Source organism: Luteolibacter flavescens, assembly GCF_025950085.1.
GTDB lineage: Bacteria > Verrucomicrobiota > Verrucomicrobiia > Verrucomicrobiales > Akkermansiaceae > Haloferula > Haloferula flavescens.
In genome coordinates this window covers 146323-161596 of the sequence record NZ_JAPDDS010000010.1, presented here as the reverse complement: position 1 = coordinate 161596, position 15274 = coordinate 146323, and the positions used below count along the sequence as shown (strand labels likewise).

The following is a 15274-nucleotide window of genomic DNA, read 5'->3' as shown; positions in this document are numbered from 1 at the left end:
GATGGTGAACGCAGGCAGGAAGTGGAGAGTCGTGGGATCAGGCGAATCGGCGGCGCTTGCGGAGAAGCAGCATGGGTGCCGTAAGAAAGGTGACGAGCAGGGGTAGTTGCGGCTCGGGAACCGGCGTGACCGTGATGGACACGTCGTCAATGCCGGGGGCGTTGTTCAGCCGGGACCTCCAGAAGCCGATCCGGATCGCGGTGCCCGCCGCCACGTTTTCCGCGGTCAGGGTGTAGGTGCCGGGTGTGAGGTCGGACAGCGTATCGAGGGTGGTCGTGAAGGCATTGCTCCAGATGGCGGCACCGGCCCGGGCGAGATTTGCGTTCCAAGGCTGGAGAACGGTGAAGGTCATCGAGATCGTGGAGGTTTCATCCAGAGTTCCCAGATCCTGGTAGAGCGGCCGGAAGCCGCCGGAGGTGCTGGAGACCTGGTCGAGGTTCGCAATCCAGTTGGTTCCTCCGTTGTTCGTGCCGACGGTGTAGCTGTTGGTGACTCCCGACCAACCGGTCGGGATCCCGTTGAGCCAGGTATTCGGAGAGGTCACGCCGAGTCCGGTGGTGTCTTGGAAATTGCCATTGATGAGGACGAGTGCCGCCGTGCTGGTGGCGGGGGCAAGCAAGCATCCGAGGGCAAGGGTGATGCTGAGTGCTGAACGGTTTGGCTTCATCGGGTGATCCGGGAATTTTTTTGGTGATGGGGGAACGTGGGGATCGCAAACCAATCCCCATCCTGCCGTCAGCCTACCGGGCCCGTGTCATGGGATTCCATGAGATCCGGGCCAAAAATTAGGACTCCATTGCCAAATTGTTGCGAGAAGCACGATGTGAGGTGGTGGGCCTTGGTGTGAGCGTGGGTCCCCGAATTCTCCACGCCGTGAGGAATTAATCCCTGCTTATGTGACTTTCCCGTTTCTCGATTCGGCTGGCTCCGTGAAAAAGCAGCTCCTCCAATACAAGACTCCTTTGCCAATTTTTGGGTTCCCGTGGTGCCCAATGATGAGTATTAAGCAATCAAAGAATTGCCGCCTCGTGTCCTCTGCCTGCCATGTCCGATACAGCCGTATTTGAGCGTGAACTGGTCTTCCGCACTCCGGACTTCCCGCTCGATGTGTCGATCTGGGACAATCATCCGGACTATCCGGAGATCACGCACGACTTCTGCGAGATCACCCTCATCCTCAGCGGTACCGCCTTCAAGCTGGTGGCGGGGCGCGAATATCCCCTGAAGGCGGGCGACGTCTTCGCCCTGCACGGAGCGATCCCGCACGGCTATCGCAACACGCGGAATCTCAAGGTCGTCAATGTCACCTACGATCCCTCCCTGCTGGGGAATGTGGAATTCGACGTGGGCGAGCTGCCCGGCTACCAGGATCTCTTCTACGCGCGGACAAATGGCGAGGGCTATCGCGTGATGCATCTCGACCTCGCCCGGCTGGAGGAGGTGCAGAAGCTCTCCCGTGCGATCGAGAAGGAGCTGCACCCCGGTCCGACCCGCCGCCGGGCCGTCCGCTACCAGGACCGGAAGCAGACTTCCGTGGAGAATTCCGAGCCGCTGCCGCGGGATCGCGGCTGCCAGTTCATGGCCATGGCGCACTTCATGAATCTCGTCGGGCTTCTATCCCGCTGGCGATTCTACAAGCCGAAGCTGGTCTCGGAGAAGATCATGAACATCGAGCGCGCGCTGGACTACCTGGAGCAAAACTTCGCGGAGCCGCTCGATCACCTCGAACTCGCGCGTCGCGTGGGCATGTCGCACCGGAATTTCCACCGAATCTTCCACCGCATCACCGGCCTCACCCCCTCGGCCCAGCTCCAGCGCGTGCGGGTGAAAAAGGCCGCCCACCTTTTGCAAACCACCGACAAGTCCGTGACCGAGATCGCCCTCCAATGCGGCTTCGCCGACGGCAGCTACTTCACCCGCTGCTTCGGCAAGCAGATCGGCATGACGCCACGGCACTTCCGGGAAAAGGGCAGCGAGGCAGCCCGCTGAAGCCATTTGTTAGCTTCACAGTCGTGGTAGCTCTGAAGGACGTGCAAGTGAGGCTTTGTAGTTTGACGGTCAGATCTGCTCTACATTAGTCGTGGACCAAGATGATGGGCATATGGAACCGCCTCAGGTATGCAGCGACTTGGGTGCCTCTGAGATTGCTGGCCAAGCCGTTAATGCATAATGTATGGCTGGTGTCCTCAAGGCGGTTCGATCTGGTGAGCTCGGCGTTTCGTCAGGTGGTGACAAGCGATGAGGGTGTCGCTGAGTGGAATGGACTGGCCGTGATCATTGTGGATGGGTCACTTCGGCGGGTTACAAGATACACTGATTTTAACCCTCCTTTAGAATACGCTATTCTGTCGCTGAAGATGCCCGAAGATATTTCCGAGGATCGTTTGAAAGAGTATCTCAGGTTGTATTTCCGCTGGTTTGATCCGAGTGAGTGCTTCTCTTGAAGCTGGGAAACGCCTCTTTATGAATGGAGGCTCCACCGGTTGTTCGGAATCAACAAATCGGAGTGCCTCTGTCGGGATGTCCAGTGTCCGACTTCTCCGATCCGGCGAGCTTCGGTCGACGCGATGAGAGATTGCCGCTCTTTTGCATCGGGCATCTATGGGAGAATTCCTTGAAATAGCGAAGGAATCCGTGGCGTTGAGTCCGGGAATGGCGTTGATGGAGCAAAAACGGGGAGGCGGGGGCGCGGAATGAGGTCTCTGGTCAGGGTGCCGGTGGTCTTTCTGGCCCTGTGGGGGCTGCTCCATGGCTTGGGGAAGCTCGTGCGGTTGTCGCCGGAGTGGCCGCTGTGGGTCGTGGCTCTGGCGGGTGCCTTGGCGGTGGAGCTGGTGCTCGGGCTTTACCGCTACGAAGCGGGAGCCGTGGCCCCGCGGCGGGGTCGCATGGTGGTGGCGTTGCGTCTGGCAGCGCTGGCGGTGCTGGGGTGGATCCTCGTCGAGCCGGTGTGGGTGCGGATGGTGGAGCGCGACCGGAATCGCGAGGTGGTGGTGGTGCTGGATGACTCGGCCTCCATGCACCTGCGCGACGATGGTGCGGATGCGACCCGGCTGGAGCTGGGCGAGCGCGGGCTGGAGCAGGCGGGCATCGTGAAGCAGCTTTCCGAATCAATGAAGGTGCGCACCGTCCGCGCGGCGCGCAGCGTGAGATCGGCGGGTGAAGGCGAGGCTGAGGGTTGGGGCGATGCCACCGACTTGTCCGCCGCGCTGGGGACCGTGCTGGAGCAGGTGCCGCCGGACGATCTGGCAGGCGTGATCCTGGTCAGCGACGGACGCCACAATCGCCCGGGCCGGGTGGAGGATGTGTCGCGGCGCTTCGGCATCCTCGACGCACCCATCGGCGTGGTGGCCACGGGCAGCGCCGAGCCGCCGCGCGATGCCTCCATCCTTGAGGTCCGGGCTCCGGAGGCGATCCACCTCGGCGACAAGATGCGGGTGACTGCCGCTCTGAAATTCGACGGCTACAAGGGAAAGCAGGCAAAGGTGCGGCTGATGCGCGGGGACGAGCAGATCGAGGAGCGCGAGCTTTCCATCCCACAGGAGCACCACCGCGAGGAGGTCCGCTTCACCACCGTGCCGGAGGAGGGCGGGGTCGGTGGATTCCGCATCGAGATCGCGGCGCTGGAGGGCGAGCGTTTCGCCGACAACAACGCGTGGGAATTCGAGACCTCGATCACCGACGCGCGGACAAACGTCCTGATCGTGGAAAGCTCGCCGCGCTGGGAATTCCGCTACTTGCGGAATCTCTTCTACGGCCGCGACAAGTCGGTGCACCTGCAATACGTGCTGCTGCATCCGGACCGGATCGAGGGCCAGCAGGACGAGCTGGTCCCTGCATCGGTCTCGCGGCCCTTCGGCGAAGCGCAGGCAACTCGCCTGCCGAAGGACGAGGCGGAGTGGCGGAAATTCGACGTGATCATCCTCGGCGACATCGCGCCGGATGCACTGGACGAGCGGCAGTGGCAGATCCTCGACGGCTGCGTGAAGGAGCGCGCGGCACTGCTGGTGATGGTGGCCGGTCCCCAATACATGCCGCATGCGATTTCCTCGCAGGCCGGCCGCGGCCTCGTGCCGGTGGAGACCTACGAGGGTCATCGTAATTTCTACTCGGCGGGCGGGGAGCCGTTCCGCTTTTCCCTCACGGCGGAGGGCCGGTCGCATCCGGTGATGCAGCAGGCGACCGGCGAGACCGCGAATGAAGCGGTGTGGGCGGACTTCCCCGAGATCTCCTGGCGGCAGCCGATCCGCAGTCTGAAGGAGGGAGCGGAAGTCCTGCTCACGGCGAATGCCGGCGGTGAGGGGCAGGCGATCGCTGGCGGCGAGGGACTGACCGCGGCCCTCGACGCCCTCGCGAAGCGCCGCGAGCTGGAGGCTGCATCCGCGCTGCTGGTGACGCGCCAGACGGGAAAGGGGAAGGTGGCGCTGCTGCTGACCGACCGGACCTGGCGGCTGCGCGAGGGTGCGGGCGATCTTTACCACCACCGCTTCTGGGGAAATCTCGTCTGCTGGGGTGCGGGGCCGGTGCTGCGTGCCGGTGGGTCGCGCGTGCGGCTCGGTACCGACCAACTGACCTACACGGCGGATGACCGCATCAAGGTGACGGCCCGGCTTCGCGATGCCGAGCTGAGCCCGGTGGTCGATGATGATTTGAAGGCCGAGCTGCTGCGCGATGGCGAGGTGGTATCGAGCGTGCCGCTGGCAGCCGTCGCGGGGTCGAATGGACTGCACGAGGCGGAGATGGCGCCGCTGGCCGCGCCGGGCCGCTACGAGGTGAGGCTGCGCGGCGCACAGGCCGACCGCTTGTCCGCGGAGGAGGGGAGCGGTGCCGTCAGTGCGGGCTTCCGTGTGGTCGGTTCGCGCGGGCCGGTGGAGCTGGCGGAGACGACGCTGAATCGTCCGCTGCTGGAGACGATGGCCCAGCTCTCGGGCGGCAAGGTCGTCGATCCCGCGAAGGCCGGTGACCTGACGGGACTCTTTTTAAAGGAAGGCGACGCTCGCAAGGAGCTGCGGGAGACGCCACTGTGGGACAATGCGCTGGTGCTGGGCCTCTTCGCCCTGCTGCTGGCAGCCGAATGGGTGATCCGCCGCGGCGGTGGACTGCCATGAAGAAAGGAGCCATGTCATGAGCACGGACGAAGCAAGACGGGAGATCGGACGGCGGCTGGAGGCAGTGCGGTCGAGCATCCGCCGCGCACAGTGGACGCGCGGCGCGCTGGTCATCGCGACGGTCATGCTCGGCGGGCTGCTGCTGATGATGGCGGTCGATCATTTCCTAGCGCCGCTGCCGCAGATCGCGCGCTGGGCGATGTTTGGCGCGTGGGTGCTGGGCACATTGGTCGCCGCGTTTTTCGGCCTGCGGCCCCTCTTGAGAAAGATCGGCCTCATCCAGGTGGCGCGGTGGATCGAGGGTCGGCACCCGGAGATCGAGGAGCGCATGAGCACCGTGCTGGAGCTGTCCGGCAGTCCCGGCGGGGTCTCGGAAAGCCTGCTGGAAGAACTCGCGCGCACGGCAGGCGAGGACGTGGACAAGGTGGATGCCCGCGCCGAGCTGAAGGCCGTCGGCGCGTCGAGGAAATGGGCGCGCCCGGCGATCGCCTTCGCGGCGATGCTGCTGCTGCTCTTTCTCGTGTGGCCGAAGGAAGCGGCGCGTCTCGCCGTTCGCGCGGTGGCACCTTTCAGCACGCTGGGGAATGCGGCGGCGGTGAAGTTCACGGTCGAGCCAAAGGACATCGAACTGCTGGAAGGCGATGCCCTGGAGATGACGGCCAGCTATGACGGCCCGGCCACGCAGCTCGAAGCGGTGATGACGATGCCCGATGGCAATGAAATCACCCAGCCGATGATGCCTGCCGGCACGGGCTGGAGCTATCGGCTCGATCCCGTGCGTGGCGAGAGCTTCCGCTACCGGGTGCGGGCGGGTCGTGGTGAAAGTGACGCCTACGAGGTGACCGTGTGGCCGCTGCCAACGATCCCGGAGCCTCGGGTGAAATTGTCATTTCCGGAGTATACCGGACTGTTGCCCGATGAAGCTCCGCTCGGCCGTGGCGTCGAGGCGGTGAGGGGGACGAAGGTGGAATTGACCGGTGCGCTGAATACCGCTGTCGAAGCCGCGTGGCTGGAGATCGACGGCAAGCACGTGGCCGATGGATCGGTGGAAAAGTCCGCATCCGGAGGTCGTGTGGCCTTGGCTTGGGATCTGAAGGAGGAGGGCTCCGGCGAAGCGGTGGTGAAGCTGAAGCATCGTCTTGGCAGGGAGATGGAGGCACTGCGTTTCCCGGTGCGGGTGCTGGAGGATTTTTCTCCGTCGGTGCGTTGGCTCAGTCCGGTGGCGACGGAGTTGCGCGTGCGGCCGGATGAAGTGCTGGGCCTGCGCTACGAGGTCACGGAGGACTTCGGGGTGGCCGCGCTCCAATTGGACGTGAAGGCAGGCGACAAGGATGTCCGCCGCCTTTCGCGGGAGCTGCCGGACAAGCTTGGCGGCGGCGCGAAGCCCGCGCGCTATCGTGGCGAGAGCGAGGTGGCGGTGGGCGAATTGTTGGAGGCCTCGCCGGGTGCGAGGGAACTCCGCCTGCGGGTGCGTGCCGAAGATGCGCGGCCGAAGGGTCTCGATGGACCGGGCGTGGGGCATTCCGAGTGGCTGCTGCTGAAGATCGACCAGAGTGCGGAATCGCTCGCCCGTCAGGAATTGCGCGCGGAGCACGATGGCGCGCGCGAGAAGATCGAGTCGGCGATGCGTCAGGCGCGCGAGGCGAAGGATCGGATGGACTGGCATCGCGGCGAGATGCAAAAGGAAGAACTCAGCAAGGATGCGCTGAAGCATTTCGAAGAGGCGCGCGAGAGTTTGGCCAAGGCGCAGGAGGATTTGCAGAAGCTCGCCGCGCAGATGCAGGAGAGCGTCCACGCGACGAAGGCGGACGAAGTAAGACAGGCATCGGAGCAACTGGCGCAAGCCCGTCAGGAACTGGAGAGCGCTCCCTTGCAGGACGGCCAGCAGCGTCGCGAGGAGAAGCTGGATCACGCCCGCGAGCAGGCGGAGGCCGCGATCAAGAATCTGGAGAAGGCGCGCGAGGAGATGGATCGTGATCGTCAGAAGGTCGAAGAGCTGGCCCGCTTCCAGGAGCTTGCCCAGCAGCAGCGCGAACTCGCGCGTCAGGCAGAGAAGCAGGCAGCGGCCCAACAGGAGGCAGCGATGGATCAGGCGTGGCAGGATCGCCAGCGCGGGGTGGAGGAGCAACTGCGCCAGCAATTGCGCGAGCAGCCCCAGGCGCGCGCCGAGGTGCTGGAGGCCCAGGCCGCGGAAGCCCGGGAACTCGCTGCGGAGGCCCAGGCATTGAGCGAGTCTCAGAAGGGCCTTGAAGAACAAACGAAGCAGGCATCCGCGGAATCGCCGGAAGCGCTGCGTGATGCCTTGGCAAAGGAGCAGGCGAAGATTGCCGAGGAGGCGGCAGGCCAGCTTGCCGAAGCGCGCGAGCAACGCAACGAAGCTGCGGACCTCCTTCCTCAGGCGGTGGCAGCGACCGAACAGGCAAAGGACGCGCTTTCCAAAGGCGATGACAAATCCGCGGCCGAAGCCGCGAAGGAAGCTGCAGCGGCGATGAAGGAAGCTGTGGCCGACTCCGAGCAAGGCCAGTCCGAGCAAGGCCAGTCCGAGCAAGGCCAGTCCGAGCAAGGCCAGCCCGAGCAAGGCCAGCCCGAGCAAGGCCAGCCCGAGCAAGGCCAGCCCGAGCAAGGTCAGCCCGAGCAAGGTCAGCCCGAGCAGGGTCAGTCCGAGCAGGCAGAGATGAAGGCGGGCGTCGAGGCGCTTGCCGGGCGTCAGGAGAAGGTGGCGCAGGCCCTGGATGCCTTGGCTGAAGGGAAGACCGCCGAGGCTTTGCAAGGACTCCAACAGCTTCAGGCAGACGAGGCGAAAGGGCTTTCCGAAGCGATTGCCGGAATGCCGCAGGCCGAGGGGTCGGGCCACATGAATGAGGCCCGGGATACCTCTCGCCAAGGCGGCGAGCAGGCGCAGTCCGCCGCGCAAAAAGGCAGCGAGGGCAAGCCCCAAGAAGCAGCCGGGCAGCACCAGCAATCGGCGGCCAATCTTCAGCGTAGCGCCGATGCCCTGGGACGTGCCGCGGAGGAGTTCGACCGTGCCGCCGGGCAGGCGAGGGGGCAGCAGCCGGAGCAACATCGTGCGCCGTTGACGCCGGGGGATCTCGCGGAGGCCTTCCAGTCCGCATCCCGCGCCTCCGAGCAGGGTCAGGCTAGCCAGTCCGCGAATCAAGCGGCGCAGGCCGCCGAGGCCATGGCAAAGGCGGCACAGTCCGCCCGCCAGCAGATGCAGGGGCAAGGCCCGGCGGGACAAAGCCAACCTGGCCAACCCCAGCCCGGCATGCCCGGTGGCCAGCCGGGCGAGAAGCCCGAGGAAGGCCTTCGCACTCCCGAGGCCGATCCCGGGGTGCCGCCTGAGCTGGCGAAGCTCGGGATCAGCGCCGAGGATTGGGAGAAGATCCAGGCCAACCTGAAGTCCGATGTCGGCGGCGCGGCGGCCGGCGGCGTGCCCGAGGAATACCGCGGGCTGGTGAAGAAATACTTCGAAGCGATGACCGACGAATGAAAGCCCGTCTGATTTCCCTGATGCTCTGTTTCGCAGGTCCCGCCGTCGTCTCGGCGGAGGTGGCGGATCCCGTCTTCGCCGAGTGGCGGGAACGCGTCGATCCCGCGGTCGAGTCGGCCTTGGAATACCTCGCGCGCGTCCAGAAGGCGGACGGCTCCTTTCCAGAGAGCTATGGCGACTCCACCGGTATCCCGGCGCTCGCGGGCATGGCCTTCCTCTCAAAGGGTCACCTGCCTACCGAGGGGCCGTATGCCGAGGCGCTGAATAAGAGCATCGACTTCGTGCTCCGGAACCAGCGCGAGGACGGGCTTTTCGTGAAGGGCAATGCCGGCAGCGGTCCGATGTATGCCCACAATATCGCCACGCTCTTTCTTTCGGAAGTCAGCGGCATGGTCGATCCGGAGCGGCAGAAGAAGATCGCCGCGGCGCTGCCCCCCGCGCTCAGCCTGATCCTGAAGGCGCAGGCGGTGAAGAAGGACGACCGCCATCAGGGCGGCTGGCGTTATCACCCAGGCTCATCGGACAGCGACACCTCGTGCAGCGGCTGGGCGCTCATGGCGCTGCGCTCGGCGAAGCTGAATGGCGCTGCGGTGCCGGATCAGGCGATCACCGATGCGATCAACTACGTCGGCCGCCACCAGCACGAGAAGGAGGGGGCCTTTGGCTACATGAACAACTCCGACCACGCCCGCTCCCTCACCGGCATGGGCCTCCTCTGCCTGGAGCTCTGCGGGAAGCATGGCACCCCGGAGACGGTGAAGGCCGCGGACTACGTCATGAAGACCTTTCGCGACCTGCCGGGCGACCAGTTCGAATTCTACGGGAACTACTACAACGCGCAGGGCACCTTCCAGATCGGCGGGCGCTACTGGAGCGAGTACGCGACCTGGATGTATGACACCTACTTGAAAAAGCAGACCGACGACGGCTCATGGAACAGCCGGGAGGCCGGCCGCGTCTATGGCACCTGCATGATGGTGCTCGCCTTCACGGTGCCCTACCGCCAGCTCCCGATCTACCAGCGGGACGAGACGGTGGACGAGGCCGAGTGAGGTGCGCTTTGCGCTTACTCGGCTGCCTTTTCGCCCGCGGGAACCAGGTTCTCCGGCAGGGCGGGGGCGTTGGCGCGCCCGGACTTGATGGCCTCGAGCAGGTTGCCGCCCGTCTCCTTTTCGTGGCGCACGGTCAGACCCACGTAGAAGGCACCCGCCGCGAGGACGAGGAAGATCAAGGTCATGAAAAAGCTCGCCGCCGCGCTGGGCTGCGAGGACTGGACGATCACGCGCTGCGGACCGGCTCCCGGGGCATTGGCGGCCTTGCGCGGGCCACCACCGGCAGCAGCGGCGGAGGGATCTTCCTTGATGATGGGGGATTCCTCCGGCGGCTTCTCGCGGGCCAGCGCCTCGCGCTCCTCCTCCGTCAGGGTGAAGTCGAAGGCGACATCGCCGATTTTCACGGAGAGCCCGTGACGCAGGGGAATAATTTCCTTCTGGATGCCCTCCAGCTTGATGCCGTTCGTCGAGCCCACATCGCGGAGCTGGTAACCGCCATCGATCCGCTCCATCACCGCGTGGCGCACGGAGACCGAGCCGTCATCGATCACGATGTCGTTCTCGCTGCCGCGCCCCATATTGACCTTCATGCGATCAAGCAGGAAGCGGTAGGGCTGCGGGGTCCGGTCGGCGACGGTGATGGTGACGCGAGGCATGAGGTGAAAAACGTGAACTCAGGCGGTTTTCTAGCGGGAAAGAGTGTAACCCTGCACGGAAAAATTCGGTCAGGAAGCGATCCCGAATAAATATGCATAAACCCTTGGTCCGCCGATAAAATTTCAACTTGCAGGAGTAGAAGAGAAGCGCTAATCGACCGCGCCCGATTTTTCAGGACCGGGCGTTATTACGGATTTACCGAAGATTTCAAGAGACCCCAATCGACATGGCCGAAAAGAAGCAACCTGCGAAGAAGGCGGAAACCGCCAAGCCCGCGAAGAAGTCCGAGAAGGCTTCGCCAAAGGCTGAAGCGAAGAAGCCCGCCGCCGAAACCGAATCCGCCGACGAGGTCGTGGAGATCAAGCCTCCTGCCGGTCCGGTGAAGATCAGCGGCTTTGTCCTCACGCAGCGCCAGCGTCTTCTCGACCTCCGCGACGAGCTGGTGGACGCCATGTCCGGCATGACCGGCGAGATCCGCAATGCCCCCGAGGGCAGCGAGGCCTCCGGCAGCGGCATGCACCAGGGCGACGCCGGCAGCGATGCCTATGACCGCGACTTCGCCCTCAGCGTGCTGGCGAAGGAGCAGGACGCCCTCTACGAGATCGAGCAGGCCCTCCGCCGCATCGACCGCGGCGTCTATGGCGTCTGCGAAATGTCCGGCAAAAGCATCCCCCAGGCTCGCCTGGAGGCGATTCCTTTCGCCCGTCTGACCGTCGAGTGCCAGGCCCAGTGGGAGAAGGAATATGGCAATCGCCGCTTCCGTCCGTCCAATGAAGTCGGCTTCTCCGGCGGAAATTATGCGGATGATGACGATTCTGAGTCGGTTTCGCTTGACGAGGACGACGACTAAATTAGCGTTCGCGCCCCAACTTCCCGCCGCAAAATGCCTCGCGAAATTATCATCCTCGAATGCACGGAAGCCCGTGCCGAAGGCAAGCCGCCTTCGCGCTACGTGACCACGCGCAACAAGAAAAGCCTGCGCACCCCGGGTCGCTTGGAGAAGGTCAAGTTCAATCCGAATCTCCAGCGCCGCACCGTCCACCGCGAACTCCGCTAATCTAGATTCCCATGACCGAACCGAAGACCGTCGAACGCCGGATCCGCTTCCGCAAGTCGAACCGCAAAATGACCACCCGCCGGCACGACATCCCGGCGGCCGAGGTCCATTTCCTGAATCCCGATCTCCTTTCGAAGTTCACTTCGGAGACCGGCAAGATCCTGCCTCGTCGCGTGACCGGTGTTTCGGCCAAGCTTCACCGCAAGATCACCCGTCAGATCAAGCGCTCCCGCGCTGTCAACCTGATGCAGTAATCGGGCGTTCCCGAAAGCAACGCTTTACCGGAAGCCTGCCCCTGAACCGGGCGGGCTTCTTTTGTTTCCGGCCCCAATGAAGGAACTGAAGGATACCCAGAACGAGCGGGACGACCGCAATCTCGCCATCGACCGCGTCGGCGTGAAAGGCCTGCGCTTCCCGGTGGAAGTGCGTGACAAGGGCGGCTCGACCCAGCGCACCGTCGCGACCGTGGCGCTCGCCGTCGACCTGCCGCACCACTACAAGGGCACCCACATGAGCCGCTTCGTGGAGGTGCTGAATTCCCACGGTGGCTGCCTCGACGTCCGCTCGATGGCCGGCCTGCCGCGCGAGCTGCTCAAGCGCTTGGATGCGCGGAAGGCACACGTGGAGTTCCAGTTCCCTTTCTTCCGCAGCAAGCCCGCGCCGGTCACCGGCCAGGTGGGGCTGATGGACTACGAGGTCCGCTTCGAGGTGGAGGCGGTGCAAGGTGGCCCGCTCGACTTCATCGTCACCGTCATGGTGCCTGTCGCGACCCTCTGTCCGTGCTCGAAGCAGATCAGCGACCGCGGCGCGCACAACCAGCGCGGCGTGGTGACCTACTCCGTGCGCTGTAAGGAGCCGGTGTGGATCGAGGACCTCATCGAGCTCGTCGAGCGCTCCGCGAGCTGCGAGCTCTACAGCCTGCTCAAGCGCCCCGACGAAAAGGCCGTCACCGAGCGCGCCTACGACAATCCGGTCTTCGTCGAAGACCTCGTGCGCAACGTCGCCTCACGCTCGAACGCCCACGCGGACATCGAGTGGTACAAGGTCGAAGCCGAGAATTTCGAGTCGATCCACAACCACAACGCGTATGCGGTGATCGAGAAGGCGGTGTAATCTGCCTTCGCCATGTGCCGCTACGCTTTCAAGGAGTACAAGTCACACTTCGCTTGCTTCGTCTGTAGGAAAGCCTTCAAAAAGCTACCGATTGCGGAGTGGGCGGAGCAACGAGGCTTGGTCCATGCGTATTCCAAGTTGCTCAAATTCAACTGGACGGACCAGAAAGCCGCGGTTGAGGCCGAGGTGGGCACCACCTACCAGGCGATTTGCGATCTGTATTTGGAAAGCGTCTCGCCTTGTCCTCAATGTGGCAATCGCATGGGTGCCATGGGATTGGACTTCAGGGCACCCCGGATGAATGACGAGGAGGGATGGGATATCATTTCGGCACTCTACGAGCGCGGATTCGCCTTCGCGGGGTGTGGTTGTTCCGTGGGGTATCGTCCACCTCGGAAGGTGAGCGAGCTTGAGGGATTTCTCGCGGAGCATCAGCGGTCGTCGGAGGGGCAACGGCTGTTAGCCCGGATTCGGGCGAGGAGGAGTAAGTAGGAGGCTGTTCGCTGGGCGCAAATTTGCCCGCTTTACGCCCCGTCCTATCTGCGCCTAACCTGCATCCTTCAGGATAGCGTGCCAGGTTGTCTCGTGGCCTGCGATGAAGGTAGCGGCCTCAAGAGCGCGCATGTTTGGCGCTCGCGGGGCCAATGAATTTTTCGATATTCAGATGGAGCGGTTCCCCACACAAGCGGACATTGACGAGATGAAGGCCCGGGGATTTGTCGGGTGAGCCAGTGGACTAGTAGCGATGGGCAAGAAGGCAGAATCCATTTGTGAAAAAATTCGCGAAGCCTTTTGTGGGGTGGCGCTGGGGAATGGCGTGGGACTTGAAGAAGCACAGGGCCTTGATGGTGGTGAGGACGAGGAAGCTTGCGCCAAGCTGCGGCTGGAAGATGAAATCGAGGATTGGACTCGGATTTCCTCCTGTCGGTTGAATGCCTGCCATAGCAGCCTCAGCTTCTTTGATGCGGAGGGGATGCGGTTTCATCTTCCTGCATATTTGATCGCGGACCTGAAGGGTGAATACGGGTTCCATCTAGACTTCAGCCTGACCCACTTGAGCGACTACAACAAAGGGCAGTTCGCATCGTTGTCGGCTCATCAGAGGGAGGCCGTAAGGGAATACCTTCGATTCATTTTCGAAGAGCCGGACTATCTGTATGAGCGACCTTACATTGAGGGTGCTCTTCTTGGGTTCTGGAGCGAAGATCGGGACGAATAGGCGTTGTCTCCGCACCGGGCAGCCTGGAGGTGCTTCATTTGCCCGCTTTACGCCCCGTCCTATCTGCGCTTAGGGTGCATCATTCAGGATAGCGTGCCGAGTTGGCCCGTGGCCTGCTAGGACGATGCCTACCCCAAGAACGCGCATGTTTGACGCCTACGAGGCCAATGGATTTTTCGATGAAATGTTCGATGAGAGCGGTGCAGTCCGGCCCCACTACCGGACGCTGCTGAATCGCTTCTCAAGCTACCCGGCGGAGGATTTCGAGGCCCGCCGCGCGTCCTGCGATCAGCATTTCCTGAGGCAAGGGGTGACCTTCAACGTCTATCACGACGACCGGGGCACCGAGCGGATCTTCCCCTTCGATCCCGTGCCGCGCGTCATCCCGGCGAATGAATGGGAGCATCTCGAGGCCGGGCTCACGCAGCGGATCATCGCGCTGAATCTCTTCCTGCACGATATCTACCACGAGCAGCACATCCTGCGCGACGGTGTCATCCCGCGCTTCTACATCGAGGAGGCGAAGCACTACCGCCCGGAATTCCGCGGCATGAACGTGCCGAAGGACATCTACATCCACATCTGCGGCAGCGACCTGATCCGCGGGGCGGATGGGACCTACTTCGTGCTGGAGGACAATGGCCGCTGCCCCTCCGGCGCGTCCTACCTGCTGGAAAACCGCAATGCGCTGAAGCGCGCGTTTCCCGGTCTCTTCGAGTCGCTCGGCGTGCGGCCGGTGGATTCCTACCCGCGCGAGTTGCTGAACATGCTTCACCACGTCTCCCCGCATCGCGAGGGGGAGCCGGTCTGCGTGCTGCTCACGCCGGGCTGCTACAATAGCGCCTACTTCGAGCACTGCTATCTCGCCCGCGAGATGGGCATCGAGATCGTGGAGGGCCGCGATCTCGTGGTGATGGACGACTTCGTCTACATGCGCACCACGAAGGGCCTCGTCCGCGTGGACGTGATCTACCGCCGCATCGATGACGACTTCCTCGACCCCACGGTCTTCAGGAAGGACTCGGTGCTCGGCGTGCCCGGCATCATGCGCGCCTACCAGGCCGGCAATGTCGCGCTGGCGAATGCCGTCGGCACCGGCGTGGCGGACGACAAGGTCATCTACTACTTCGTCCCGAAGATCATCGAATACTACCTCGGCCAGGATCCCATCCTGCCGAACGTGCCGACCTACCTCGCCTCCGAGGACAGCGACCGGAAGTACATCCTTGAGCACCTGCCGGAGCTGGTCGTGAAGGCGGCGAATGAATCCGGCGGTTACGGCATGCTCATGGGCCCCTCCGCCACGCAGGAGGAGATCGCCAAGTTCAAAGAGAAGATCATCGAAGACCCGCGGAACTTCATCGCCCAGCCGGTGGTTTCGCTGTCCCGCTCGCCCACCTGGTGCGAGGGGTCCATGGAGGGGCGCCACATCGACCTGCGCCCCTACATCATCTACGGCGACGACGTGAAGATCGTCCCCGGCGGCCTCACCCGCGTGGCCTTGCGGAAAGGCTCGCTGGTCGTGAATTCGTCGCAGGGCGGCGGCTCGAAGGATACCTGGGTCTTGAAATAACTTCCGTC

12 protein-coding genes are annotated in these 15274 nt (G+C 63.6%); 10 read left to right on the top strand and 2 right to left on the bottom strand.

Annotated features, from left to right (window positions below):
* Nucleotides 1–37 precede the first annotated feature (37 nt).
* Nucleotides 38–667 (bottom strand): hypothetical protein, encoded by a 630-nt coding sequence (locus OKA04_RS17295; RefSeq protein ID WP_264502451.1) that lies wholly within the window; start codon nt 665–667, stop codon nt 38–40.
* Between the two features lie 377 nt (nt 668–1044).
* On the opposite strand from OKA04_RS17295, the gene OKA04_RS17290 reads away from it, so the two are divergent.
* The 4 genes from OKA04_RS17290 to OKA04_RS17275 all read left to right on the top strand — a co-directional run bounded on the left by OKA04_RS17290 (nt 1045) and on the right by OKA04_RS17275 (nt 9647).
* A complete protein-coding gene (locus OKA04_RS17290; protein WP_264502450.1) occupies nt 1045–1989 on the top strand; it encodes a helix-turn-helix domain-containing protein in 945 nt (314 codons plus the stop codon).
* Nucleotides 1990–2711: 722 nt separating this feature from the next.
* Nucleotides 2712–5105 (top strand): hypothetical protein, encoded by a 2394-nt coding sequence (locus OKA04_RS17285; RefSeq protein WP_264502449.1) that lies wholly within the window; start codon nt 2712–2714, stop codon nt 5103–5105.
* Nucleotides 5106–5121: 16 nt separating this feature from the next.
* Complete coding sequence (locus OKA04_RS17280; RefSeq protein ID WP_264502448.1) at nt 5122–8595, top strand: coiled-coil domain-containing protein; 3474 nt, start codon at nt 5122–5124, stop codon at nt 8593–8595.
* Nucleotides 8592–9647, top strand: a complete 1056-nt coding sequence (locus OKA04_RS17275) for a prenyltransferase/squalene oxidase repeat-containing protein (protein ID WP_264502447.1) — start codon at nt 8592–8594, stop codon at nt 9645–9647. The genes OKA04_RS17280 and OKA04_RS17275 overlap by 4 nt, the downstream gene beginning before the upstream one ends.
* A 14-nt stretch (nt 9648–9661) precedes the next feature.
* Here the strand turns inward: OKA04_RS17275 and OKA04_RS17270 are convergent, their stop codons facing one another.
* Nucleotides 9662–10303 (bottom strand): FHA domain-containing protein, encoded by a 642-nt coding sequence (locus OKA04_RS17270; RefSeq protein WP_264502446.1) that lies wholly within the window; start codon nt 10301–10303, stop codon nt 9662–9664.
* Between the two features lie 227 nt (nt 10304–10530).
* On the opposite strand from OKA04_RS17270, the gene OKA04_RS17265 reads away from it, so the two are divergent.
* The 6 genes from OKA04_RS17265 to OKA04_RS17240 all read left to right on the top strand — a co-directional run bounded on the left by OKA04_RS17265 (nt 10531) and on the right by OKA04_RS17240 (nt 15266).
* Entirely contained in the window at nt 10531–11154 is a 624-nt protein-coding gene (locus OKA04_RS17265; RefSeq protein ID WP_264502445.1) for a TraR/DksA family transcriptional regulator, read from the top strand.
* Between the two features lie 33 nt (nt 11155–11187).
* Nucleotides 11188–11361 carry a 50S ribosomal protein L33 gene (gene rpmG / locus OKA04_RS17260; protein WP_264502444.1) on the top strand — a complete coding sequence of 58 codons (174 nt, stop codon included), beginning with the start codon at nt 11188–11190 and terminating at the stop codon, nt 11359–11361.
* Nucleotides 11362–11372: 11 nt separating this feature from the next.
* A complete protein-coding gene (rpsR, locus tag OKA04_RS17255; protein WP_264502443.1) occupies nt 11373–11615 on the top strand; it encodes a 30S ribosomal protein S18 in 243 nt (80 codons plus the stop codon).
* Between the two features lie 76 nt (nt 11616–11691).
* Entirely contained in the window at nt 11692–12474 is a 783-nt protein-coding gene (folE2, locus tag OKA04_RS17250; protein ID WP_264502442.1) for a GTP cyclohydrolase FolE2, read from the top strand.
* 745 nt (nt 12475–13219) lie between these two features.
* Entirely contained in the window at nt 13220–13693 is a 474-nt protein-coding gene (locus OKA04_RS17245) for a DUF6714 family protein (protein WP_264502441.1), read from the top strand.
* Nucleotides 13694–13838: 145 nt separating this feature from the next.
* A complete protein-coding gene (locus OKA04_RS17240) occupies nt 13839–15266 on the top strand; it encodes a circularly permuted type 2 ATP-grasp protein (protein ID WP_264502440.1) in 1428 nt (475 codons plus the stop codon).
* Nucleotides 15267–15274: the final 8 nt, after the last annotated feature.

Coding starts and splice junctions, on each gene's coding strand:
- OKA04_RS17295 (WP_264502451.1), bottom strand. CDS start 667: ATGAAGCCAAACCGTTCAGCACTCAGCATCACCCTTGCCCTCGGATGC.
- OKA04_RS17290 (WP_264502450.1), top strand. CDS start 1,045: ATGTCCGATACAGCCGTATTTGAGCGTGAACTGGTCTTCCGCACTCCG.
- OKA04_RS17280 (WP_264502448.1), top strand. CDS start 5,122: ATGAGCACGGACGAAGCAAGACGGGAGATCGGACGGCGGCTGGAGGCA.
- OKA04_RS17275 (WP_264502447.1), top strand. CDS start 8,592: ATGAAAGCCCGTCTGATTTCCCTGATGCTCTGTTTCGCAGGTCCCGCC.
- OKA04_RS17270 (WP_264502446.1), bottom strand. CDS start 10,303: ATGCCTCGCGTCACCATCACCGTCGCCGACCGGACCCCGCAGCCCTAC.
- OKA04_RS17265 (WP_264502445.1), top strand. CDS start 10,531: ATGGCCGAAAAGAAGCAACCTGCGAAGAAGGCGGAAACCGCCAAGCCC.
- rpmG (WP_264502444.1), top strand. CDS start 11,188: ATGCCTCGCGAAATTATCATCCTCGAATGCACGGAAGCCCGTGCCGAA.
- rpsR (WP_264502443.1), top strand. CDS start 11,373: ATGACCGAACCGAAGACCGTCGAACGCCGGATCCGCTTCCGCAAGTCG.
- folE2 (WP_264502442.1), top strand. CDS start 11,692: ATGAAGGAACTGAAGGATACCCAGAACGAGCGGGACGACCGCAATCTC.
- OKA04_RS17245 (WP_264502441.1), top strand. CDS start 13,220: ATGGGCAAGAAGGCAGAATCCATTTGTGAAAAAATTCGCGAAGCCTTT.
- OKA04_RS17240 (WP_264502440.1), top strand. CDS start 13,839: ATGTTTGACGCCTACGAGGCCAATGGATTTTTCGATGAAATGTTCGAT.